This is a genomic window from Blautia faecicola, assembly GCF_004123145.1.
Lineage (GTDB): Bacteria > Bacillota > Clostridia > Lachnospirales > Lachnospiraceae > Oliverpabstia > Oliverpabstia faecicola.
The window spans coordinates 1,480,487-1,505,344 of record NZ_SDKC01000001.1; the positions used below are offsets into that span (position 1 = coordinate 1,480,487).

The 24,858-nt window shown below is 46.4% G+C and carries 15 protein-coding genes and 1 tRNA gene; 14 read left to right on the plus strand and 2 right to left on the minus strand.

Annotated elements, in window-relative coordinates; genetic code table 11:
• Positions 1 to 178: 178 nt before the first annotated feature.
• Entirely contained in the window at positions 179 to 4,432 is a 4,254-nt protein-coding gene (locus tag ETP43_RS06605) for a 2-hydroxyacyl-CoA dehydratase (protein ID WP_129257465.1), read from the minus strand.
• Between the two features lie 608 nt (positions 4,433 to 5,040).
• Here ETP43_RS06605 and tgt point away from each other — a divergent pair.
• The 11 genes from tgt to ETP43_RS06660 all read left to right on the plus strand — a co-directional run bounded on the left by tgt (position 5,041) and on the right by ETP43_RS06660 (position 20,246).
• On the plus strand, positions 5,041 to 6,177 hold the full coding sequence (gene tgt / locus ETP43_RS06610) for a tRNA guanosine(34) transglycosylase Tgt (protein WP_129257466.1): 1,137 nt from the start codon (positions 5,041 to 5,043) through the stop codon (positions 6,175 to 6,177).
• Positions 6,178 to 6,334: 157 nt separating this feature from the next.
• Positions 6,335 to 6,601 (plus strand): preprotein translocase subunit YajC, encoded by a 267-nt coding sequence (gene yajC / locus ETP43_RS06615; protein WP_370825576.1) that lies wholly within the window; start codon positions 6,335 to 6,337, stop codon positions 6,599 to 6,601.
• Positions 6,602 to 7,053: 452 nt separating this feature from the next.
• On the plus strand, positions 7,054 to 8,139 hold the full coding sequence (gene leuB / locus ETP43_RS06620) for a 3-isopropylmalate dehydrogenase (protein ID WP_106492572.1): 1,086 nt from the start codon (positions 7,054 to 7,056) through the stop codon (positions 8,137 to 8,139).
• Positions 8,140 to 8,175: 36 nt separating this feature from the next.
• Positions 8,176 to 9,846, plus strand: a complete 1,671-nt coding sequence (gene ilvD, locus ETP43_RS06625; RefSeq protein ID WP_022171737.1) for a dihydroxy-acid dehydratase — start codon at positions 8,176 to 8,178, stop codon at positions 9,844 to 9,846.
• Between the two features lie 17 nt (positions 9,847 to 9,863).
• Positions 9,864 to 11,549 (plus strand): biosynthetic-type acetolactate synthase large subunit, encoded by a 1,686-nt coding sequence (gene ilvB / locus ETP43_RS06630; protein ID WP_129257467.1) that lies wholly within the window; start codon positions 9,864 to 9,866, stop codon positions 11,547 to 11,549.
• 238 nt (positions 11,550 to 11,787) lie between these two features.
• Positions 11,788 to 12,870 carry a 3-phosphoserine/phosphohydroxythreonine transaminase gene (serC, locus tag ETP43_RS06635; protein WP_117524567.1) on the plus strand — a complete coding sequence of 361 codons (1,083 nt, stop codon included), beginning with the start codon at positions 11,788 to 11,790 and terminating at the stop codon, positions 12,868 to 12,870.
• A gap of 1 nt (position 12,871) precedes the next feature.
• The gene (locus tag ETP43_RS06640; protein WP_129257468.1) at positions 12,872 to 14,035 is read left to right on the plus strand and encodes a phosphoglycerate dehydrogenase; all 1,164 of its coding nucleotides are present in this window, start codon (positions 12,872 to 12,874) and stop codon (positions 14,033 to 14,035) included.
• A 164-nt stretch (positions 14,036 to 14,199) separates the two neighbouring features.
• A complete protein-coding gene (gene glgB, locus ETP43_RS06645) occupies positions 14,200 to 16,650 on the plus strand; it encodes a 1,4-alpha-glucan branching protein GlgB (protein WP_129257469.1) in 2,451 nt (816 codons plus the stop codon).
• On the plus strand, positions 16,647 to 17,480 hold the full coding sequence (locus ETP43_RS06650; RefSeq protein WP_022400372.1) for a mechanosensitive ion channel family protein: 834 nt from the start codon (positions 16,647 to 16,649) through the stop codon (positions 17,478 to 17,480). Before glgB ends, ETP43_RS06650 begins: the two co-directional genes overlap by 4 nt.
• 123 nt (positions 17,481 to 17,603) lie before the next feature.
• Positions 17,604 to 19,043 (plus strand): L,D-transpeptidase family protein, encoded by a 1,440-nt coding sequence (locus tag ETP43_RS06655; RefSeq protein ID WP_129257470.1) that lies wholly within the window; start codon positions 17,604 to 17,606, stop codon positions 19,041 to 19,043.
• A gap of 33 nt (positions 19,044 to 19,076) precedes the next feature.
• Positions 19,077 to 20,246, plus strand: a complete 1,170-nt coding sequence (locus ETP43_RS06660; protein ID WP_129257471.1) for a pyridoxal phosphate-dependent aminotransferase — start codon at positions 19,077 to 19,079, stop codon at positions 20,244 to 20,246.
• Between the two features lie 180 nt (positions 20,247 to 20,426).
• Here the strand turns inward: ETP43_RS06660 and ETP43_RS06665 are convergent.
• Positions 20,427 to 20,499, minus strand: a tRNA-Thr gene (locus tag ETP43_RS06665).
• 370 nt (positions 20,500 to 20,869) lie between these two features.
• Here ETP43_RS06665 and ETP43_RS06670 point away from each other — a divergent pair.
• From ETP43_RS06670 to ETP43_RS06680, 3 genes are read left to right on the plus strand one after another with little or no spacing between them, the layout of a single operon-like run.
• Positions 20,870 to 23,062, plus strand: a complete 2,193-nt coding sequence (locus ETP43_RS06670) for a DNA topoisomerase III (protein WP_129257472.1) — start codon at positions 20,870 to 20,872, stop codon at positions 23,060 to 23,062.
• A 9-nt stretch (positions 23,063 to 23,071) separates the two neighbouring features.
• Positions 23,072 to 24,085 (plus strand): nucleoid-associated protein, encoded by a 1,014-nt coding sequence (locus tag ETP43_RS06675; protein ID WP_129257473.1) that lies wholly within the window; start codon positions 23,072 to 23,074, stop codon positions 24,083 to 24,085.
• Between the two features lie 33 nt (positions 24,086 to 24,118).
• Positions 24,119 to 24,817: an SH3 domain-containing protein gene (locus ETP43_RS06680; protein WP_164979627.1), complete on the plus strand. Its 699-nt coding sequence runs from the start codon at positions 24,119 to 24,121 to the stop codon at positions 24,815 to 24,817.
• Positions 24,818 to 24,858 lie beyond the last annotated feature (41 nt).

Here is a 24,858-nt window from a genome sequence, read left to right on the forward strand (position 1 = left end):
GCTCGTAACTGTGAAGGGACTGAACAGTTACGTTGTCTTGAAATATTTTGAGCCTGTTACAGGTGAGCAATTTTCTGTAAATTATAAATAAACGGACTGAAGAAACGTTCTATGACAAATCTTCAGTCCGTTTATTACTAAGCTATATGATGAATAATACAAGATAATCGTTCTGCATTTACTTCATATTCTTCACAGCCGTAGACAGCATCAGTTTGATACGGTTCAGCTGGTTTACTTCAGAAGCACCCGGATCATAGTCAATGGCTACGATGTTTGCCTCCGGATGGCTTCTGCGGATCGCTTTGATAACACCCTTACCAACGATGTGGTTCGGCAGGCATCCGAATGGCTGCGTACACACAATATTCTGTGTACCACCGTGGATCAGTTCCATCATCTCACCGGTCAGAAACCATCCTTCACCGGTCTGGTTACCCATGGATACGATCGGTGAAGCCATACGGGCGAGATCCGAGATATTTGCCGGCGGATCAAAGTGACGGCTCTTCTTGAATTCTTCGGTAGCAGCACTGCGCAGCCAGTTGATAGCGGCGATACCGGCATTTCCGGTGATAGCGGAAGTCTTCTTAAAGCCCAGTTTCTCATGTTTGAAGTTCTGGTTGTAGAAGCAGTAGCACATGAAGTCAGTCAGATCCGGAACGACAGCTTCGGCACCTTCCTGTTCCAGAAGCTCAGCCAGATGATTGTTGGCAGCAGGAAGGAATTTTACCAGGATCTCACCTACGATACCGACTTTCGGTTTCTTTAAGTTCTCATCGATCGGCAGACGGTCAAAATCGTGGATGATCGTACGGCAGATCTGTTTGAACCGGGTATGGCTCAGATGTTTGCCGGATACAAAATCGATACAGATTTTTTCCCATTTTCTATGTAAGCGGTCGGTGGATCCTTTTTTGATTTCATAAGGACGCATGCGGTACACACATTTCATCAGGATATCACCGAAGATACATCCGTATGCCAGTCTGCGTGCCAGGCCGGGAGTAATCTTGAAGCCGGGGTTGCTCTCCAGACCGCTCAGGTTAATGGAGATTACCGGGATATGTCCCATATCCGCTTTATTCAATGCACGGCGGATGAATCCGATATAGTTAGAAGCACGGCATCCACCACCGGTCTGTGACATGATGATCGCTACTTTGTGCAGGTCGTATTTGCCGGATAACAGTGCCTGCATGATCTGTCCGACAACCATCAGGGACGGGTAGCAGGCATCGTTATTTACATATTTCAGTCCTACATCGACGGCCTCTTTGTTATCATTCGGAAGGACTTCCAGATGATAGCCGCTGGCATTGAAACCTGCCTCCAGGATATTAAAATGCATCGGAGACATCTGTGGGCAGAGGATAGTGTAGTCTTTTCGCATCTCTTCGGTAAATGGTATCCGCTTGATAGAAGAAGGCTGAATCTCCCGTTTCTTTTGCTGTTTCTGTCTGGTTCGAATGGCAGCCAACAGAGAGCGGACACGGATTCTGGCAGCACCTAAGTTGTTTACTTCATCAATCTTCAGGCAGGTATAGATTTTTCCGCTGTTGGAGAGAATTTCCTGTACCTCGTCGGTGGTTACGGCATCCAGACCACAGCCGAAGGAGTTTAACTGGATCAGATCCAGATCGTCACGTTCTTTGACAAAGTTTGCAGCAGCATATAATCGGGTATGATACATCCACTGGTCATTGACACGAAGCGGACGCTCCAGTGGTGCCAGATGAGACACAGAATCTTCGGTCAGTACGGCGATTCCGTAGGAATTAATCATATCCGGGATACCATGATGGATCTCCGGATCAATGTGGTACGGACGACCTGCCAGAACGATGCCGCGTCTTCCGGTTTCTTCCATATAGCGAAGGGTTTCTTCTCCCTTTCTGCGGATATCGTTTCTCATATGTTCCAGTTCTGCCCACGCAGCATGTGCCGCTTCCAGAACTTCTTCTTTCGGAAGATCGGAGAATTCCTCCACCAGGCGCTTTGTGGCTGTCTCTTCATTCGTCAGAGCCAGGAACGGGTTGCGGAAGGTGATGGATGGATCATTTAATTCATCTACATTATTTTTGATGTTTTCTGCATAAGAGGTTACAATCGGGCAGTTGTAATGGTTAATTGCTTCCGGGAACTCGGTACGTTCATATGGAATACATGGATAGAAGATAAACTTCACACCCTGACGAAGCAGCCAGGTCACATGACCGTGTGCCAGTTTTGCCGGATAACATTCGGACTCACTCGGAATCGATTCAATACCCAGTTCGTAGATCTTACGGTTGGAAGTAGGAGAGAGTACCACCTGATATTTCAGCTTCGTAAAGAAGGTGAACCAGAACGGATAGTTCTCGAACATATTCAGGACTCTCGGGATACCTACTTTACCGCGGACAGCCTGATCGGCATCAAGCGGTGTGTAACCGAAGATTTTTTTGTATTTGTAGTCAAACAGGTTCGGGATATTTTCTTTATTTTTCTGTTTTCCGATACCACGCTCACAGCGGTTACCGCTGATATACTGACGACCACCGGAGAAACGGTTGATAGTCAGACGGCAGCTGTTGGTACATCCCTTACAGTTTGCCATGCTGGTGGTGTATTTCAAATCATTGATTTTGTCGATGGAAAGCATAGTTGTATCTTTGCCATCTTCGAAACGCTCTCTTGCAATCAGAGCGGCACCGAAAGCACCCATGATACCTGCAATGTCCGGGCGGATCGCTTCACAGTTGGCGATTTTTTCAAAGCTTCGCAATACCGCATCGTTATAGAATGTACCACCCTGTACGACAATATTTTTACCAAGCTCAGAAGCATCAGAAACTTTGATTACTTTATATAACGCATTCTTGATAACAGAGTAAGCTAGACCGGCGGAGATATCAGCGACGGAAGCGCCCTCTTTCTGTGCCTGTTTTACTTTGGAGTTCATGAATACGGTACATCTGGTACCGAGGTCAATCGGATTCTCTGCGAATAAAGCGGCTTTCGCGAAATCCTGTACGCTGTAGTTCAGGGATTTTGCAAAGGTCTCGATGAAGGAACCGCATCCGGAGGAACAGGCTTCATTTAACTGTACGCTGTCTACGGTGTGATTCTTGATCTTGATACATTTCATATCCTGACCGCCGATATCGAGGATACAGTCGACCTTCGGATCAAAGAAAGCGGCTGCATAATAGTGAGATACAGTTTCAACCTCGCCCTCATCAAGCATCAGAGCAGCTTTGATCAGTGCTTCACCGTAACCGGTGGAGCAGGAGTAAGCGATCCGGGCAGTGTCCGGCATCTGGGAATAGATTTCCTGCACGGCACGGATGGTGGTTGCCAGTGGATTCCCGTTGTTGTTGTCATAGAACGAATACAGCAGGGAACCATCTTCACCGACCAGAGCGGCTTTTGTTGTGGTAGATCCTGCATCGATACCAAGGAAACAGTTGCCTTCATAGGAAGCCAGATCACCGGTCGCTACGTTGTACTGACTCTGTCTCTCATTAAAGGCATCGTAATCTTCCTGAGAAGCGAACAGCGGTTCCATACGTGCAACCTCGAAGTCCAGTTTGATGGACTGTGCCATACGCTCTTTCATGGCTGTCAGGGATACCGTAACATCCTCTTTTGCATTCAGTGCAGAGCCGATGGCTGCAAACAGATGGGAGTTTTCCGGTACGATCGTGTGCTCCTCATCCAGTTTCAGGGTACGGATAAATGCCTGTTTTAACTCAGACAGGAAATGCAGCGGACCGCCAAGAAATGCGATATGACCGCGGATCGGTTTTCCGCAGGCCAGTCCACTGATGGTCTGGTTGACAACTGCCTGGAAAATAGAAGCAGACAGGTCTTCTTTGGTAGCACCGTCGTTGATCAGCGGCTGGATATCTGATTTTGCAAATACACCGCAGCGGGCTGCAATCGGATACAGTGCCTGATAATTTTTTGCATATTCGTTCAGTCCGGTAGCATCGGTCTGTAACAGGGAAGCCATCTGGTCGATGAAGGATCCTGTACCACCGGCACAGATACCGTTCATGCGCTGTTCGATGTTGCCGCCCTCAAAGTAAATGATTTTGGCGTCCTCGCCGCCAAGCTCGATGGCTACATCTGTTTTTGGGGCAAGTTCCTGCAACGAGGAAGAAACTGCAATTACTTCCTGTACAAAAGGAACTTCCAGATGATTGGCAAGAGCCAGTCCGCCGGAACCGGTGATAACCGGATGTACGGTCATCTCTCCCAGTTTATCAATGGCTTTTGACAGAAGGGAAGCCAGAGTTTCCTGAATATTGGCAAAATGCCGTTCATAGTCAGCAAACAGAATCTGATGAGACTCATCCAGTATGGCAATTTTAACCGTTGTGGAACCGATATCGATTCCCAGGGTATAATTTGGTGTGTTGTTTGTTGTAGCAGTAATAACTGCCACCTCCTTTTCTGTATGTATATGTAACTATTCAGTAGCCACTGTCCCGCGAGGTGTTTTGACATGAATATGTCAAAATCCCGAGACATACAAGCCAAAATGCCATCACCGAAGATTTAAATGCATTTTGGCTCGTAACTGTGAAGGTACTGAACAGTTACATGTATATGAGTAACCGTTCCTGAGTTTCAACAGTTACATAGGTGTCTGCGTGCATTCCGTTATTCATGAAAAGAAAACAGATGGAATGCCACAAAGGGATTACTTTCTACGAATCCTACATCCTGTCAGATATGAAAACTGTCATATAAACAGTTACATATTTAAATAGGAACATGTCCGAAAATCCGGACTGACTTATTATATGACATTTATTGGAATATGGCAATGTAGAAAAAAGAGATAATCTTTAAAAAAAGAGAAAATAATTGTGAAATATTTATTGAAAAAAAAGGCGGAAACAGATATAATAAGCGGTACTGTATGAAAGAACATGGGCATTATTGAAGAAAAAAAGCAATGATGTTTTAAAATCAGAGGATCAGAAAAACTGAACATATGGACCATATACCGGAACATCCGGTAAAAGAAAAGAGAAAGGTGATAAAAATATGTATAAGATCATAGCCAGAGATGGAAATGCAAAACGTGCAGAATTCCAGACCGTTCACGGAACCATCCAGACTCCGGTATTTATGAACGTAGGTACTGCAGCAGCCATCAAAGGAGCGGTGGCGACTACAGATTTAAAAGAAATCGGCACACAGGTAGAACTGTCCAATACCTACCATCTCCATGTACGTCCGGGTGATAAAATCGTAAAACAGATGGGAGGCCTCCATAAATTCATGAACTGGGATCGTCCGATCCTTACGGATTCCGGCGGATTTCAGGTATTTTCCCTGGCAGGTTTAAGAAAGATTAAGGAAGAAGGCGTAACTTTCCGTTCCCACATCGATGGTCACAAGATCTTTATGGGACCGGAAGAGAGTATGCAGATCCAGTCCAACCTGGCTTCCACCATTGCGATGGCCTTTGATGAGTGCCCGTCCAGTGTGGCAGAACGAAGCTATGTGGAGAATTCCGTGGCAAGAACCACCCGTTGGCTGGCAAGATGTAAAACCGAGATGGCCAGACTGAACAGCCTGGAAGATACTATCAATAAAAATCAGCTGTTGTTCGGTATCAATCAGGGAGCTATCTTTGATGATATCCGTATCGATCACGCAAAAGCGATCAGTGAGATGAATCTGGATGGTTATGCAGTAGGTGGACTGGCTGTAGGAGAAAGCCATGAAGAAATGTACCATATCCTGGATGTGACCGTACCTCATCTGCCACTGGAAAAGCCAACGTATCTGATGGGTGTCGGAACCCCGGCCAATATTCTGGAAGCAGTAGATCGTGGTGTGGACTTTTTCGACTGTGTATACCCGAGCCGAAATGGCCGTCACGGACATGTATACACCAACCAGGGAAAGAGAAACCTGTTCAATGCCAAATATGAACTGGATCAGCGTCCGATCGAAGAAGGATGTCAGTGCCCGGCCTGCCGAAATTACAGCCGCGGCTATATCCGTCATCTGTTAAAAGCGAAAGAGATGCTGGGCATGCGTCTCTGTGTTCTGCATAATCTGTATTTCTACAACACAATGATGAGCGAGATTCGTCAGGCCATCGAAGAAGGCAGATACAAAGAATATAAAAAACAGAAGCTGGAAGGTTTCCTGGAAAACGACAAAAAGTAAAAAAACAATAAAAATATCAAAAACAGCTTGATGGAACCCCTGTTTTTGTGTATAGTAGTAATAACGTCCGTAAACGGAAAAGAAAAAGCAGGAGGAATGTGCAATGGGAGTAGTAATGACTTCAACACAGGCAGCAGGAGCAGCAAGCACTATCTATATGATCGTTATGCTGGTTATTATGTTCGCTCTGATGTATTTTTTAATGATCCGTCCGCAGAAAAAAGAACAAAAACGGGTCACAGCCATGCTGAATGATATGGAAGTAGGCGATGCAATAGTTACCACCGGTGGTTTCTACGGAGTTATCATCGATATCACCGATGAAGATGTAATCGTAGAATTCGGAAACAACAAAAACTGCCGAATCCCAATGAAAAAAGCAGCTATCGCAGAAGTAGAAAAAGCATCTGACGCAACTGCATAAAATGACATAAGCAAGATAAACAAAACGACCAATCAGGTTTTCAACAGAGAACTTGGCTGGTCGTTTTTTCTTTTATATGACAAAGGAGGCAAAATCAATATTTTTATAGAATATTGAAAAGCTTTAATGATCAGGAAATAGAGTATTTGCCAATGTCAGCCGGAAAGGAGCAGGGACAGGGTGTGGTGGCATTTTGCGTGCGGTTAGAGTGCGTTTTCAGATCCGGCTCTTAGAAGAACTTGACGGTGAGCGGCTCTCCGCGAACCGGCATTTAGTTCTTCTTAGAGACTAGCTGAAAACCGCTCTGCACGCTGCCGCCACACCCTGTCCCTGCTCCTTTCCGGCGTCCGTTCCCAATAACCCCCTCAACTTTCCCTTGAAAATACCGCAAAAATAGATTATGATAGTCTGTAACAGATTAAAGAGGTAAAGAAAGAAAGGATGAAACGATTATGAACTACAAAATTGCATTAATTCACGGCGACGGAATCGGTCCTGAAATTGTGAATGAAGCAAAAAAAATATTAGATAAAGTATGCCAGGTATACGGACACACATTTACATACACCAACGTACTCCTGGGTGGTGCATCCATCGACGTACACGGTGTCCCGCTGACTGATGAAGCTGTCGCAGAAGCAAAATCAAGCGATGCTGTTCTGATGGGATCCATCGGAGGAGACGCAAAAACATCCCCGTGGTATCAGTTAGAGCCATCCAAACGCCCGGAAGCAGGGCTTCTGGCGATCCGTAAAGCTCTGAATCTGTTCGCAAACCTTCGTCCGGCATACCTGTATGATGAACTGAAAGCTGCATGCCCGTTAAAAGAAGATCGGATCGGTGACGGATTTGACATGATCATCGTCAGAGAACTGACCGGAGGTCTTTACTTCGGAGAAAGAAAGACCGAAGAACAGGATGGCGTGATGACAGCTGTGGATACCCTGTCTTATAATGAAAAAGAAATCAGAAGAATCGCTGTCAAAGCATTTGAGATCGCGATGAAGAGAAGAAAGAAAGTAACAAGCGTAGACAAAGCAAACGTACTGGATTCCTCTCGTCTGTGGAGAAAAATCGTAGAAGAAGTAGCAAAAGACTATCCGGAAGTAACCCTGGAACATATGCTTGTAGACAACTGTGCGATGCAGCTGGTACATAACCCGGGTCAGTTTGATGTCATTCTGACAGAGAATATGTTCGGAGACATCCTTTCCGATGAGGCAAGTATGGTAACCGGATCCATCGGTATGCTTTCCTCCGCAAGTCTGAACGAGACAAGCTTTGGACTGTATGAGCCAAGCCACGGTTCTGCACCGGACATCGCAGGAAAGGGAATTGCAAACCCGATCGCAACTATTCTGTCCGCAGCAATGTTACTTCGTTATTCCCTGAATCTGGACAAAGAAGCAGATGCAGTGGAAACAGCTGTTCAGGCAGTCTTAAAAGAAGGATACCGTACCGGAGATATTATGTCTGAAGGATGCACACAGGTAGGAACCGTACAGATGGGTGACCTGATCGCAGAACGGATTCACTAAAACTGAATGGGAAAACAGAAAGGAAGCGTAACGAATATGAGAAGTGATGCAGTAAAAACTGGAATGCAGCAGGCACCTCACCGGTCCCTGTTTAACGCACTGGGAATGACAAAAGAAGAGATGGAGAGACCGTTAGTCGGTATCGTAAGCTCTTATAACGAGATCGTTCCCGGTCATATGAATCTGGATAAAATCGTTAATGCAGTAAAACAGGGAGTTGCCATGGCAGGCGGTACGCCGATCATGTTTCCGGCGATTGCGGTCTGTGACGGTATCGCCATGGGACATATCGGAATGAAATATTCCCTGGTAACCCGTGACCTGATCGCTGATTCCACAGAAGCGATGGCGATGGCCCATCAGTTCGATGCACTGGTTATGGTGCCAAACTGTGATAAAAATGTACCGGGACTTCTGATGGCAGCAGCCAGACTGAACGTACCAACTGTATTTGTCAGCGGTGGTCCGATGCTTGCAGGTCATGTACACGGTCAGAAACGAAGCCTGTCCAGTATGTTCGAGGCAGTAGGATCCTACGCAGCCGGAACTATGACAGAAGACGATGTGGAAGAATTTGAAAATAAAGTATGCCCGACCTGCGGTTCCTGTTCCGGTATGTATACAGCTAACAGTATGAACTGTCTGACCGAGGTACTGGGTATGGGGCTTCGTGGAAACGGAACCATCCCGGCTGTATATTCCGAACGTATCAAACTGGCAAAACATGCCGGCATGCAGGTTATGGAAATGTACAGAAAGAATATCCGTCCGAGAGATATCATGACAAAAGAAGCAGTCATGAATGCACTGACTGTAGATATGGCACTGGGATGTTCTACTAACAGTATGCTGCATCTGCCGGCAATCGCACATGAAATCGGATTTGACTTCGATATCACTCTGGCAAATGAAGTAAGTGCTAAAACACCAAACCTGTGCCATCTGGCACCGGCAGGACCGACTTACATGGAAGACCTGAACGAAGCAGGCGGTGTGTATGCTGTCATGAATGAATTATCAAAGAAAAATCTGCTGAATCTGGATTGCATGACAGTAACCGGAAAAACAGTAGGAGAAAATATTGCAAACTGCGTTAACCGGAATCCGGAAGTTATCCGACCGTTAGACAATCCATACAGCCAGACCGGAGGACTTGCTGTTCTGACAGGTAATCTGGCACCAGACGGTGGTGTTGTAAAACGCAGTGCTGTCTGCGAAGAAATGATGGTACACGAAGGACCGGCTCGTGTATTTGAATGCGAAGAAGATGCGATTGCAGCCATCAAAGGCGGAAAAATTGTTGCGGGTGATGTTGTTGTGATCCGTTACGAAGGACCAAAAGGTGGTCCCGGCATGAGAGAAATGCTGAACCCGACTTCCGCAATCGCAGGTATGGGACTGGGATCTTCCGTAGCACTGATCACAGACGGACGATTCTCCGGAGCATCCAGAGGAGCTTCTATCGGACACGTATCACCGGAAGCAGCCGTAGGCGGACCAATCGCACTGGTAGAAGAAGGCGACATGATCCGTATTAATATTCCGGAAACCAGTCTGGAACTGCTGGTATCTGACGAGGAACTGGCAAAGAGAAAAGCAAACTGGCAGCCGCGTGAGCCGAAAGTAACGACCGGATATCTGGCACGTTATGCAGCTATGGTAACCAGCGGTAACCGTGGTGCCATTCTCGAAGTACCGAAGAAATAATTTAGGAGGAAAGACTGATGCAGCTTACAGGATCAGAAATTATTATTGAATGCCTGAAAGAACAGGGCGTAGACACCGTATTCGGATATCCGGGAGGAACGATTCTGAATGTCTATGATGCTTTATATAAACACAGCGATGAGATCCACCATGTACTCACATCTCATGAGCAGGGTGCTTCCCATGCTGCTGACGGATATGCCCGTGCTACCGGAAGAGTAGGTGTATGTATGGCAACCTCCGGTCCGGGAGCAACCAATCTGGTAACCGGTATCGCGACAGCCCATATGGATTCTATCCCGATGGTAGCGATCACAGCTAACGTGGCAACAGGACTTCTCGGACGTGACAGCTTCCAGGAGATTGATATCGCCGGCGTTGTTATGCCGATCACCAAATATAGTATGATCGTAAAAGATATCCATGACCTTGCACCTGCGATCCGACGTGCATTTACCATTGCACAGAGCGGAAGACCGGGTCCGGTACTTGTGGATGTGACAAAAGATGTGACAGCAGCTGTTACAGAATATACTTATCAGGAGCCGACACCGATCGCTCCGTATACTGCCGAGATGCTGGAATCTGACCTGGATCAGGCAGCAAAACTGATCAGTGAGGCAGAAAAACCATTCATTTTCGTGGGCGGTGGTGCGATCACTTCCGGAGCGGCAGAAGAACTGCGCAAATTTGCACACACCATTAATTCTCCGGTAACGGATTCCCTGATGGGAAAAGGCGCATTTTCCGGAGAAGACGAACTGTATACCGGTATGCTTGGTATGCACGGAACCAAAACATCCAACCTGGGTGTGACAAAGTGTGATCTCCTGATCACTGTGGGAGCACGTTTTTCTGACCGAGTAACCGGTAACACTGCAAAATTTGCACAGAATGCAAAGATCATCCAGATCGATGTGGATGCCGCAGAGATCAACAAAAACATTAAAGTAGACTGCAGTATCATCGGCGATGTTAAAGAAGTATTAAAAGAATTAAACAAAAAGATCCATCCGAAGAATCACGATGCCTGGGTGAAAGAAGTGGAAGATATGAAAGCAAAATATCCGCTGAAATATAACCAGGAAGGTCTGACCGGACCGTATGTCATCGAAGAACTGTATCGTGTGACAAAAGGTGATGCGATCGTCGTTACCGATGTGGGACAGCATCAGATGTGGGCTGCCCAGTATTACAAATACAAAGAACCGCGTACTCTGCTCACTTCCGGCGGACTGGGAACCATGGGTTACGGTCTTGGTGCAGCAATCGGTGCCAAATTCGGATGCCCGGACAAAGTGGTAGTCAATGTCGCAGGCGATGGATGCTTCCGTATGAACATGAACGAAGTTGCTACGGCAGCAAGAAATAACCTGCCGCTTATTGAGATCGTTATTAACAACCATGTACTGGGTATGGTACGCCAGTGGCAGACACTGTTCTACGATCATCGTTATTCCAGTACGATTCTGGATGATAAAGTAGATTTCGTAAAATTTGCAGAATCCATGGGTGCAGTTGGCATCCGTGTGACCAAAAAAGAAGAGGTGGGTCCGGCGATCGAAAAAGCAATCGCACTGAACACAACCGTTGTGCTGGACTGCCAGATCGACTGTGATGATAAAGTATTCCCGATGGTTCCTGCAGGAGCTCCAATCGAGGAAGTCTTTGATGCAGAGGATCTTGCGAAGAAAGAAAAATAGGAATTAATAAATAAAGCAAACCTGATACATTAAAAATATATATCTGGTTTGCTTTATTGCTATAAAAATATATTTAACAGAATTTTGATATTGACAATAATTTGTCAGAGGTGTATAGTGTTTCATATGTTAGCACGCTAAAGTGTTGACGGGAAAGAAGAAAAAGGATAACTGTTCAGCCGGTATACGCGAAGGTACGGAACAGTTATGAAAATGTGAGAAAGAGGAGGAAACTAAGGTGAGTAGAGTTTACAATTTTTCAGCGGGTCCTGCTGTACTGCCGGAAGAAGTGCTGAAAGAAGCACAGGCAGAAATGTTAGATTACAAGGGTACAGGAATGTCTGTGATGGAGATGAGTCACCGTTCCAAAGCTTTTGATCAGATTATTCAGGAAGCAGAAAAAGATCTGAGAGACCTGATGCACATCCCGGATAACTATAAAGTGTTATTCCTTCAGGGCGGAGCATCTCTGCAGTTTGCCATGATCCCGATGAACCTGATGAAAAACAAGGTTGCCGATTATATCGTAACCGGTCAGTGGGCAAAGAAGGCATGGCAGGAAGCACAGAAATACGGAAAAGCAAACAAGATTGCCACTTCCGAAGACAAGACATTCTCTTATATCCCGGACTGTTCCGATCTTCCGATCAGCGAAGATGCAGATTATGTATATATCTGTGAGAATAATACGATCTATGGAACAAAATTCAAAGAACTGCCAAATACCAAAGGAAAAGATCTGGTGGCAGATGTTTCTTCCTGTTTCCTGTCTGAACCGGTAGATGTAAGTAAATATGCAATCATTTACGGTGGTGTACAGAAAAATATCGGACCGGCCGGCATGGTCATTGCAATCGTAAGAGATGACCTGATCACAGACGATGTATTGCCGGGAACTCCGACCATGATGAAATATAAAACACATGCTGATGCAAATTCTCTTTATAATACACCGAACTGCTACTGCATCTACATCTGTGGTAAAGTGTTCAAGTGGCTGAAAAAACAGGGCGGTCTGGAAGCAATGAAAGAGCGCAACGAAAAGAAAGCCAAGATCCTGTATGATTATCTGGATGAAAGTAAACTGTTCAAGGGAACTGTAGAAAAAGCTTCCCGTTCTCTGATGAACGTTCCTTTCGTAACCGGAGATCCTGACCTGGATGCAAAATTCGTAAAAGAAGCAAAAGAAGCAGGTCTGGAGAATCTGAAGGGACACAGAACCGTTGGCGGTATGCGTGCAAGTATTTACAACGCAATGCCGATCGAAGGCGTGGAAAAATTAGTAGAGTTCATGAAAAAATTCGAGAAGGAGAATCTGTAAGATGTTTCAGTATCAATGCCTGAATCCAATTTCCAAGGTGGGACTGGATGGATTTACAAATGATTACATAAAAACAGAAGAAATAGAAAAAGCCGATGCGATCCTGGTAAGAAGTGCTTCGATGCATGAGATGAAATTACCGGAAAACATTCAGGCAATTGCCCGTGCCGGAGCAGGTGTCAACAACATTCCGTTAAAAGACTGTGCAGAACAAGGTATCGTCGTATTCAACACACCGGGAGCCAATGCAAACGGTGTCAAAGAAATGGTGATCGCCGGTATGCTCCTTGCTTCCCGTGATATCGTAGGCGGTGTAGAATGGGTAAAACAGGAAAAAGATAACGAAAATGTCGGAAAACTGGCAGAGAAACAGAAAAAACAGTTTGCCGGCTGCGAGATCAAAGGAAAGAAACTCGGTGTCATCGGTCTGGGAGCCATCGGAGCCATGGTAGCCAATACCGCTATTTATCTTGGCATGGAAGTATACGGATACGATCCATATATATCCGTAGACACTGCATGGAAGCTTTCCAGAGAGATCAAACATATTGCTAACGTAGAAGATATTTTCAAAGAGTGTGATTACATCACCTTGCATGTGCCGCTTCTTGACAGCACAAAGGGCATGATCAGCAAAGACAGTATCGCCATGATGAAAGACGGTGTGGTTCTGTTAAATTTCTCCAGAGACCTTCTGGTGGATGAAACTGCTCTGGTAGAAGCACTGGAAGCAGGAAAAGTGAAAAAATATGTTACAGATTTTGCAAATCCGACCGTTGCAGGTGCAAAAAATACACTGGTAACACCGCATCTGGGCGCATCCACAGCAGAATCCGAGGACAACTGTGCATGCATGGCAGTCAAAGAACTGAGAGCTTATCTGGAAAATGGTAATATCCATAATTCCGTGAACTATCCGAACTGTGATATGGGCATCTGTAGTGCAGCCGGAAGAATCGCCATCAACCACAGAAACGTAGTTAATATGATCAGCCAGTTCGCAACCGTTCTCGGTGGCGCAGGCATGAACATCTCCGATATGACAAACAAGAGTAAAGGGGATTACGCATACACCCTGATCGACCTGGAAACCCCGGCAACGCAGGAGATCATCGATAAATTAGACGAGATCAAGGGCGTTCTGAAAGTCAGAATCGTAAAATAAATAGAAAATAATATAGAGAGGAGAGTCGTTACATCCGAGAGGCTGGACGATTCTCTTTTTGTGTAATATAGTATTCTATTTACTTCTTCTTACGATTGTAATTCGAGTATGAAAATGGTATGATAGATATAATATATGAGAAAAAAAGCAGGAGGTAGGGGTTTATGTCTGATAAATTATATGAATTGATGGACTGGCCGGAGATTGAAGCGGTGGTATATTCCGAAGAATACGCACCGAGAGAAATCCTCGGACCACATGTGACCGGTGATGGGGTGCTGGTACAGTGCTTTTTTCCGGGAGCGGACAAAGTAACGGTGAAGACAACAAAAGACGGCAAAGAATACCTGATGAGCAAAGAAGACGATGCGGGATATTTTGCCGTATTACTGAACGGAAGAAAAATTCCGGAGTATACTTATTTGGTGGAAAAAGAGGGAGAGCAGACAGAATGTTATGATGCGTATGCATTTCCCTGTCAGATTACACTGGAGGAAGAACAGAAGTTTATCAATGGCATCTGCTATGATATTTACGAAAAACTGGGTGCGCATCCGATGACTGTCAACGGTGTGGACGGCGTGTATTTTGCAGTCTGGGCACCGAATGCATCACGTGTCAGCGTGGTTGGCGATTTTAACCACTGGGACGGCAGAGTGTACCAGATGCAGCGGCTTTCCGTATCGGGAATCTATGAGCTGTTTATCCCGCAGATTCCGGTAGGCTCCCTGTACAAATACGAACTGAAATTAAAGGATGGTCTGATCTATCTGAAAGCCGATCCGTATGCAAACCAGGCGGAACTTCGTCCGGCAACGGCATCGATCGTGGCAGAGCTGAACGGATATACCTGGAAAGACCAGACCTGGATGAAAGACCGGAAAAAGATCCAGACCGAGGATGCACCGATGTTTGTCTATGAGATGCATCTGGGATCCTGGAAGAAACCGGAAGACGGAAGAGAATTTTACAATTACCGGGAACTGGCACCGATGATCGTGGCATATGTCAAAGAGATGGGGTATACCCATGTAGAACTGATGCCGATTATGGAACATCCGTTTGATGCCTCCTGGGGCTATCAGGTGACCGGATATTATGCACCGACCAGCCGTTACGGTTCACCGGAAGACTTTATGTATTTTGTGGATACCTTGCATCAGGCGGGAATCGGTGTGATTCTTGACTGGGTACCGGCGCATTTTCCGCGGGATACGTTTGGACTTGCCAATTTTGACGGCACATGCCTTTACGAACATCTCGATCCGAGACAGGGGTATCATCCGCACTGGGGTACACTGATCTATAATTACGGCAGACCACAGGTGAAGAACTTCCTGATCGCCAATGCACTGTTCTGGACAGAAAAGTTCCATGCAGACGGTATCCGTTTTGATGCGGTGGCTTCGATGCTGTATCTGGACTATGGAAAGAACGACGGTGAGTGGGTGGCAAATATCTACGGCGGCAATGAAAATCTGGATGCCGTGGAATTCTTAAAACACCTGAATTCCATTTTCAAAAAGAAACATCCGGATGCCCTGCTGATCGCAGAAGAGTCCACGGCATGGCCGAGAGTGACCGGAAGCGTGGAGACGGAAGACGGTCTGGGATTTGATTACAAATGGAATATGGGCTGGATGAACGATTTCATCGGCTATATGAGCAATGATCCGTATTTTCGTGGTTCCCATCATAACGAACTGACCTTTAGTATGATCTACGCGTACAGCGAGCGGTTTATGCTGAGTCTCTCCCACGATGAGGTGGTACACCAGAAAGGTTCTCTGTTAGAGAAAATGCCGGGAACCGAAGATAAGAAATTCGCCAACCTGCGTGCGGCATATGGTTTCTTTATGACGCATCCGGGCAAGAAATTATTGTTCATGGGACAGGAATACGGTCAGGTTCACGAATGGGCGGAAAATAAAGCTCTTGACTGGGAAGACCTGGAAAAACCGGCACACCGGCAGATGCAGAACTATACCAAAGCGCTGATCCAGCTGTATAAGACGCATCCGGCACTGTGGGAACTGGACTATGATTCCGATGGATTTGAGTGGATCAACTGTGTGGAATGGGAAAAGAGCATGGTGACCTTCCTTCGAAAAGCAAAAAAACAGGAAGATACACTGGTTGTGATCTGCAATTTCTCGGATGTTACCTATGAAGAGGAACTGGTAGGCGTTCCGTATGCAGGAAAATACAAAGAAATCCTGAACAGCGATGCGAAAGAATACGGTGGTTCCGGCGTGGTCAATCCGCGTGTGAAAATTGCGAAGAAAGAAGAGACGGATGACCGGCCGTATACGATCAAAGTGAAAGTTGCACCGCTGAGTGTGTCTATCTACAGTTTTACAAAGACAGCTGCAAAGACATCAACGAACAAAACGGCGAAAACCTCGAAAAAGACAGCCGGAAAAGAAGGAGAGAAAGCGACATCTGCAACGGCAAAAAAAGAAGGACTCCGAAAAGTAATCCAGCAGAAATTAGAGACTGCGGAGAAGAAGGGAGCCGAGGAGAAAGAAAAACGCACGGCGAAAGAAGCGGAAGCTGCGAAAAAACCAAAAGCGAAAAAGACAGCAACAGCAAAAAAGGAGACTAAGACAGAATGATGAATGCATTAAAGTCGCTGGTTCAGTGGAAGGGGAGCATTCCACAGGGCGGACTTCTTGATTTTGTGCTGAAAGTAATTCTTGCGCTGATCGTTTATTTCATCGGAACAAAACTGATTGGATGGTTCTGTAAAAAACTTCGGAAACAGCTGATGAAGTTTGGAAGCGATGAGGCTACGAAAAGTTTTCTTTTATCGGGAATCAAGATCGGAATGCATCTGATCCTGATCCTGACGATCGCCGGGAACCTTGGTGTGGACAAGACTTCGGTGGCTGCGCTGGTTGGTTCCGCCGGCGTGGCGATCAGTTTGGCGTTGCAGGGCGGCTTATCAAACTTTGCAGGCGGACTGATCATCATGTTCCTGCGTCCGTTCTCCGTGGGTGATTACATCATTGAAAACGGGGAAAAGACCGAGGGAACGGTGCAGAAGATTGAATTGTATTACACGACGCTGATGACCATCGACAGCCGCCGGATCGTGATTCCGAACTCTGTGCTGACGAACGACAGTATCACGAATGTAACCGCGATGGAAAAAAGAAGGCTGGAGATCAAGGTCGGAATTTCCTATGAATCCGATCTGCTCCTGGCAAAACAGATCCTCCGGGAACTGATCGAGAAGGATCCGGAACTTCTGGAGCGGGAAGAAACGCAGGTTTTCGTGGATGAGCTGGGTGACAGCGCCGTGATCTTGGGACTTCGTGCCTGGGTAAAGACGGAAGAATTCTGGAATACCAAATGGAGAATGAATGAACAGATCAAGCTGGAATTTGATAAGAGGGGCATTCAGATTCCGTACCCGCAGATGGATGTGCATATGCATCATTGACCGGTCGGCTTGCAGATTTTACAAAGTGTAAAAAAATGTTAAGAGAATTGAAATTGCATTCTTCGACAAATGGTATATAATAATTCAGAAATACTAAGAAACGGAGTAAGATGAAGGGGTATTATGTCACAAAAGAAGGGTAGAAGAAGAAAAAAGAGAAAACAGAAAAAGATACTTATCGGCGTTTATACCGGACTGATCCTGCTGCTGGCAGTTGCAGCCGGGTATATCTGGAGAAGTAATTATTACAAAACACATTTTTATAAGGATACCTGGATCAACGGACAGGATTGCAGTTATCTGACAGCTTCGGAAGTGAAGAATCTGCTGCAGGAAACAGTCAGTGAATACACGCTTAGTATCAAAACAAAAGAAGGCGAAATCTATACTGTCACCGGACCACAGTTCCATCTGACGTATGTGGACGATAAAGGCGTGGACAAGCTGCTAGCAGAACAGAAACCGATGCAGTGGATCCTGCATGCGTTCAAAGGTGGCAAATACGAGGTATCGGCAAATACCACCTATGAAGAAGATGCAGTGGAACCGATTCTGAGAAGCCTTCCTTTTATGAATGAGGCGAATATCACACAGCCACAGGATGCTGCTTTGCAGGAGACAGACAGCGGATATGTGATCACGCCTGAGGTAGAAGGAAATGCACTGGATGAGGACAAAGTGATCTCACTGGTGAAGGAAGCGGTGCAGAATGAAACGACAGAACTTTCCTTAGCGGATCAGGACTGTTATCTGAAACCGACGGTTTATCAGAATGATGAAGCTTTGAACCAGCAGATGCACACGCTGAACTCTCTGACCGGTGCAAAACTGACCTACACGGTAAAAGGTACAACCTCTACGATTGACCATGCAGTACTAAAATCTTGGCTGGTACAGGATGAAAATGGCAATTATTCGATCGATGAGTCGAAGGAGGAAGAGTTTATCAACCAGCTGGCAGATCAGATCGACACCTATGGAAAGTCCAGAAAGTTCACAACCCATGACGGTGCACAGATCACCCTGGCGACCAACAAATACGGCTGGCAGGTAGATCGGGAAAAATCCCTGGAGGATCTGAAAGAAGCCCTGGCAGAAGGCAAAGAACAGGAGATGGAACTGTCTTACAGCCATAAGGCGAAGGGAAGCGGCGACAATGATCTGGGCGATGTCTATGTGGAGATCAGCATTGACAGACAGACGATGTGGTGTTACAAAAACGGACAGGTTGTGGTAGAGACACCGGTTGTTACCGGAGATATTTCCAAAGCGGGAAGAGCTACTCCGAAAAACGGATGCTGGCCGATCTTCTGGAAGACAACAGAGTACACGATGAACGGACCGAGGGATGAGAACGGAACACCGGAATATACGACGTTCGTTCATTACTGGATGCCGTTTAATGGTGGTGTCGGAATTCATGATCTGGCAAGCCGCGGAAATAATTTCGGCGGCGATATTTACAAAACGAATGGATCCCATGGATGTATCAATACACCTCTGGCGGCTGTGAAGACGATCTATGAGACGGTATCGGTGGGAACTCCGGTGATTGTATATTAGAAATGAAACAAAGAGAAAGTAAGGAGACTGACTATGATTGCACAGGAATATAAAAAAATGTTAGGAGCAAAATCCGTAATCCGTGAGATGTTTACTTACGGAACCGAACGGGCAAAAGAGATCGGAAGAGAGAATGTATTTGACTACAGTCTTGGTAATCCGTCTGTACCGGTTCCGGAAAAATTCACAAAGAAAATGATCGAACTGCTGGAGACGGAAAGCCCGGTAGCCCTTCATGGATACAGCCCGAGCCTCGGTATCGACAGCGTGCGTGAGGCGGTAGCGGTATCTCTGGAAAAACGTTTCGGTCTGCCATATAAAAAAGAACATATTTTCATGTGCTCCGGTGCTGCAGCAGCTCTGGCACATGCCTTCCGTGCAGTCACTGTCCCGGGAGATTCCATCCTTACTTTTGCACCGTTTTTCCCGGAATACAACCCGTATGTCAATCTGACAGGAGCAAAGCTGAAAGTTGTTCCGCCGGATCTGAAAGGATTCCAGATTGACTTTGAAAAATTCGAGACCATGCTGACAAACGATGTGACAGCAGTTCTGATCAATACACCGAATAACCCGTCCGGTATCGTATACACGAACGAGACAGTCAAAGAACTGGCGCGGATCATGGAGAAAAAAGCAGCAGAATACGGTCATGAGATTTATCTGATCTCAGATGAGCCGTACCGTGAGATTGTTTTTGAAGGCGTGGATGCACCGTTTATCGCAAAATGCTATCCAAATACGATCACCTGTTACTCCTTCAGCAAATCCCTGTCCCTTCCGGGAGAGAGAATCGGTTATGTGGCGGTGTCACCGAACTGTAATGAGGCGGAAACCATCGTAGATATGTGCGGTCAGATTTCCCGCGGTATCGGTCATAACTGCCCGGCATCCCTGATTCAGCTGGCAGTGGCAGATTGTCTGTACGATACTTCAGACCTGTCAGTGTATGAGAAAAATGCCAATATTCTCTATGATGCCCTGACCGGTATGGGATTTGAGATCGTACGCCCGGGCGGAACCTTCTACATGTTCCCGAAAGCTCCGGAACCGGATGCGGTTGCATTCTGTAAGAGAGCGATGAAACAGGATCTGCTGTTAGTACCTGGCGATACCTTCGGCTGCCCGGGATATTTCCGTATGGCTTACTGCATCGAGACGGAGAAAGTAGAACGGTCTCTGGATGCGTTCCGAAAACTGTAAAAGAAATAAGAGAAGAGATAGCAAAAGAAAAGGTGATGGAACAGAGAAGCTCCATCACCTTTTCTTGAAATATAGTTATGATACTTGGAAATGATCTTGCTGCATGGAAATGGTAAATACCATGCGGCAGAACGAAAAAACGCCCGCCACCTGCGATGCAAATGACGAACGCTTCTGGAAAGCTGAAAATGGGACTTGAACCCACGACCCCTTCATTACGAGTGAAGTGCTCTACCAACTGAGCTATTTCAGCCTGTGACTCAACACAAAAGATATTATATATGATTTGTGAAAAAAAGGCAAGAGCTTTTGTGCATTTTTATGGAACTTTTTGAAAAAACAGGAAAACTCATCAAAAACAGGACGGAAAGACAGAGAATATGAGGCTGGTTCGCGCTTTGAAATCTGAGGAGAGTATGATATAATGAGCGTTAACGAGCCAGAAGCGTGCTTGCACGGTTATGGGGAGCGGCGAATGGCGATCATGAACGAAGTTCATGATATAATGAGCGTCAGCGAGCGGGAACAAACGCAGTTTGTTCATCGGGAGCGGCAATGGCGATAGTATGCCAGAGTGTAAGAGAATAAGAATCATGTCAGAACAGACAGAAATGAGGATAAAAATGAAAACCTTAGTATTGGCAGAAAAACCTTCTGTGGGAAGGGACATCGGCCGGGTGCTTCACTGTACGCCACAGGGAAACGGATTCCTAGAAGGAAAGGATTATATCGTTACCTGGGGACTGGGACATCTGGTCACCTTAAAAGACCCGGAAGGATACGATAAAAAATATAAAGAATGGAAGATGGAAGAACTTCCGATCGTGCCGAAAAAACTGGAAACCGAAGTGATCCGACAGACGGCAAAACAGTTCCAGACGGTGAAAAAACAGGTACAGCGGCAGGATGTCAAAGAGATCGTGATTGCGACGGATGCCGGAAGAGAGGGAGAACTGGTGGCGCGCTGGATCTTAAAAGAAGCGAGAAACCAGAAACCGTGCCGGAGACTGTGGGTGTCTTCCGTGACAGACAAGGCGATCCGGGATGGATTTGCTCATCTGAAAAACAGCAAAGAGTACGATCCGTTATACCGGGCAGCAGTGTCCCGCGCAGAAGCGGACTGGCTGGTCGGCATCAACGCGACCAGAGCACTGACCTGCAAATATAACGCACAGTTGTCCTGCGGCCGGGTACAGACTCCTACGCTTGCGATGATCCAGGCGAGAGAAAATGAGATCCACCAGTTTGTGCCGGAAAGCTACTATACGATCACAGCAAAAACAGACGGTATCACATTTACCTGGAAAGAAGGAAAAACAGGCAGCCTCCGCACTTATCAGAAAGAGCGTGCCGAGGAGATCAAAAAGAAATGTGAGAACCACAGCCTGATCATCAAAAAGACAGAAAAGAAAGAGAAAAAAGTATACCCGCCACTCCTGTATGATCTGACCGAACTTCAGCGGGATGCGAACAAACGGTTTGGATTTTCCGCAAAAGAGACTCTGAATATTATGCAGCGCCTCTATGAGAATCATAAAGTACTTACCTATCCAAGAACAGACTCCCGGTATCTGACCTCGGATGTTGTGGGAACCTTATCGGAGCGTCTGGATGCCTGTGCGGTCGGTCCGTACCGGAAGATGGCACTGACAGTAAAAGCACAGCACCCGGAGACGAAAAAATGGTCTTTTGTGGATAATAAAAAAGTATCTGACCACCATGCGATCATCCCTACGGAACAGTTCGTGGATCTGACGCATATGACAAATGAGGAGCGAAAAATCTATGATCTCGTGGTGCGCCGGTTTTTAAGCGCTTTCTACCCGCCGTGCAGATATGAAGAGACGGTGATCTATGCAGAGAGCGCGGGTGAACAGTTTGTTGCCAGAGGAAAAGTCATGATCGACGAGGGATTCCGTCAGACGCAGGAACTGGATACGGAGGATGAAGAAGATACCTCCCGGGAACTCAAAGATCAGACGCTTCCGAAGATCAGCCAGGGAATGGAAATGAAACAGGTGCGGGTGGATATCCGGGAAGGGAAAACCACGCCGCCGCCACGTTTTACCGAGGCAACACTGCTTTCTGCGATGGAAAATCCGGTAAAATACATGGAAAACAAAGACCGCGAGATGGTAAAAACTATCGGAGAAACCGGCGGACTCGGAACGGTTGCCACGAGAGCGGATATTATCGAGAAATTGTTCCACACGTTCTTGCTGGAAAAGAAGGGCAACGAGATCCATATTACATCCAAGGCAAAACAGCTGTTGGAGTTAGTGCCGGAGGATCTGAAAAAGCCGGAACTGACTGCCGAGTGGGAGATGAAGCTTTCGAAAATTGCAAAAGGAGAGCTGGACGACCGTGCGTTTATGAGTGAGATCCGCGGCTATACCAAAGAACTGCTGCAGGAGATCCGCACGGAAGAGGGAACCTTCCGCCATGAAAACATGACAAATAAAAAATGCCCGAACTGCGGGAAACGCTTGCTTGCCGTCAATGGAAAGAACGCGAAACTTCTGGTGTGCCAGGATCGTGCCTGCGGATACCGCGAAACCGTATCCCGCACAACGAACGCGAGATGTCCGGTCTGCCATAAGCGGATGGAAATGATCGGAAAAGGGGATGACAGTATGTTTGTCTGCTCCTGCGGACACAAAGAACGTCTCTCCAAATTCCAGGAGCGACGGAAAAAAGAGGGCGGCGGTGTATCCAAACGGGACGTGCATGCTTATATGAAGAAACAGCAGAAAGAGGCAAAAGAACCGGTGAATTCTGCATTTGCCGATGCATTGAAGAATATCCGGCTGAACTAGGAGGAAAAGATGCAAAAAGAAGATGTTCGGTTACGACAGGTGATCATACATATTATGGATTCTACGATGGGGATGCCGGTGCTGTCCGACCAGGTGATTGATTTCGGATCGGACTTTGGGGATTTCCTGCGGGCACATATTTTTCGGCTGTTAGAGAGCGATGATATGAAAAAATGTTCTTTTGACGAAGGCTCTCAGGTACAGGCGGAACTGGAAGCGTACAGCGAAGAAAACTTTATCCCGGTCAGTCAGAAACTGGGAGAACTGCTTTACAGTGTTATGAATAAAAATATCGACATTCCGCCGGCGGATCTTCTGGTGGTGGAATATGAGATCGAACAGCAGCGTTTTCTGGCGCTGTTAAAGATGAATTATAAAACGTATTACACCCACATGACGGACTCGGATCCGTGGGGAAACAGCAATTCCGTCATCAAACAGAAAGCGATCTTGCCGGGGGAAAACCAGAAACTGGCAGAGGCGGCGCTGATCGATCTGGCGGATAAAAACCTGAAGGTCATCGAGAAAAAATATGATGTCAACGGAGTAAAGACAAATTATTTTTCTCAGCTGTTTTTGCAGTGCCACGGTTCCTTGTCACCAAAATCCAAACTGGCGATCGTGGCAAAAGCAGTGGACGATGTGCAGAAAAAGTTTTATCACGAGTCCGAGCAGTTTGAGGTGCAGATGGAGACGAAAAGCATCATCAATCAGGCACTGGAAGAAGATGGGGGCTTCGCGGTGCCGGTACTGATCGATAAGATTTTCAAAGAACAGGAAGAGATGAAGGAACAGGTGATTGAAAAGCTGGATAAGTATCATCTGACGGAGACGGAAGTGGAACCGCAGAATCCGGCGACAACCAGAAAATACGGAAAACAGAACCTGATCACCGATACCGGTATTGAGATCCGGATCCCGATGGAACAGTATCAGAACAAAGATAAAGTTGATTTTATCACGAATCCGGACGGAACGATCTCCGTACTGATCAAAAATGTAGGAAGTATTATCAGCAAATAAAATAATAAATAAGAGACAAAGAGGGTTATGAGTATGAAGAAAAAAACAGTGCTGCTGGCACTTATGCTGGCGGGAGTGATGGGACTGTCCGGATGTAAAGCCTGGGATGTAGTCTGTGATGTACTGGCTGTCGGAACCACAAAAGTGGAAAAAGATAACGGAACGAAGGTGGATCTTGAGGGGAAGACACCGGAGGTAAAAGACGATGACAGTACAGATCTGGAAACGGCAGACAGCAAAACGACTTTCGGAAATGACGAAAAAACGAACGACACGAAAAAGAATGATACGAAAAAGAGTGACACAAAAGACAGCACGACGGACAGTAACAAGACGGATAAAAAGAGGGTAACGATGCCTTCCGAGACACCGACACCGGAACCGAGTCATACGCCGACACCGACGCCGTCTGTGGCGGAAAAGAAAGAGGAAAGCGGTCACATGATCACCTGCACCTCTCCGGTCAATGTGCGTGATGCGGCAAGCAGCCAGAGCCATGTGATCGGGGAACTCGCAAAGGGAGATCAGGTGGAAAAAATTGGTGAGGACGGCGGCTGGATAAAGATTCGCTACCAGGGACAGGAAGCCTGGGTATACGAGGATTATATGTCGGAGAAAAACAGCCGGAAAGAGGAAACAAAAACAGAAACATCGAAACAGACAGATCGTTCTGCCGATGAGAAATCAGAAACGTATCATTTCGGAAATGCTGGAGAAGACCAGACAGATTAACGAAACCAGATGGTGATAAAAGATTAAGGAAAAAGTGTGAG

Coding starts and splice junctions, on each gene's coding strand:
- tgt (WP_129257466.1), top strand. CDS start 5,041: ATGTATAAGATCATAGCCAGAGATGGAAATGCAAAACGTGCAGAATTC.
- yajC (WP_370825576.1), top strand. CDS start 6,335: ATGATCGTTATGCTGGTTATTATGTTCGCTCTGATGTATTTTTTAATG.
- leuB (WP_106492572.1), top strand. CDS start 7,054: ATGAACTACAAAATTGCATTAATTCACGGCGACGGAATCGGTCCTGAA.
- ilvD (WP_022171737.1), top strand. CDS start 8,176: ATGAGAAGTGATGCAGTAAAAACTGGAATGCAGCAGGCACCTCACCGG.
- ilvB (WP_129257467.1), top strand. CDS start 9,864: ATGCAGCTTACAGGATCAGAAATTATTATTGAATGCCTGAAAGAACAG.
- ETP43_RS06640 (WP_129257468.1), top strand. CDS start 12,872: ATGTTTCAGTATCAATGCCTGAATCCAATTTCCAAGGTGGGACTGGAT.
- glgB (WP_129257469.1), top strand. CDS start 14,200: ATGTCTGATAAATTATATGAATTGATGGACTGGCCGGAGATTGAAGCG.
- ETP43_RS06650 (WP_022400372.1), top strand. CDS start 16,647: ATGATGAATGCATTAAAGTCGCTGGTTCAGTGGAAGGGGAGCATTCCA.
- ETP43_RS06655 (WP_129257470.1), top strand. CDS start 17,604: ATGTCACAAAAGAAGGGTAGAAGAAGAAAAAAGAGAAAACAGAAAAAG.
- ETP43_RS06660 (WP_129257471.1), top strand. CDS start 19,077: ATGATTGCACAGGAATATAAAAAAATGTTAGGAGCAAAATCCGTAATC.
- ETP43_RS06670 (WP_129257472.1), top strand. CDS start 20,870: ATGAAAACCTTAGTATTGGCAGAAAAACCTTCTGTGGGAAGGGACATC.
- ETP43_RS06675 (WP_129257473.1), top strand. CDS start 23,072: ATGCAAAAAGAAGATGTTCGGTTACGACAGGTGATCATACATATTATG.
- ETP43_RS06680 (WP_164979627.1), top strand. CDS start 24,119: ATGAAGAAAAAAACAGTGCTGCTGGCACTTATGCTGGCGGGAGTGATG.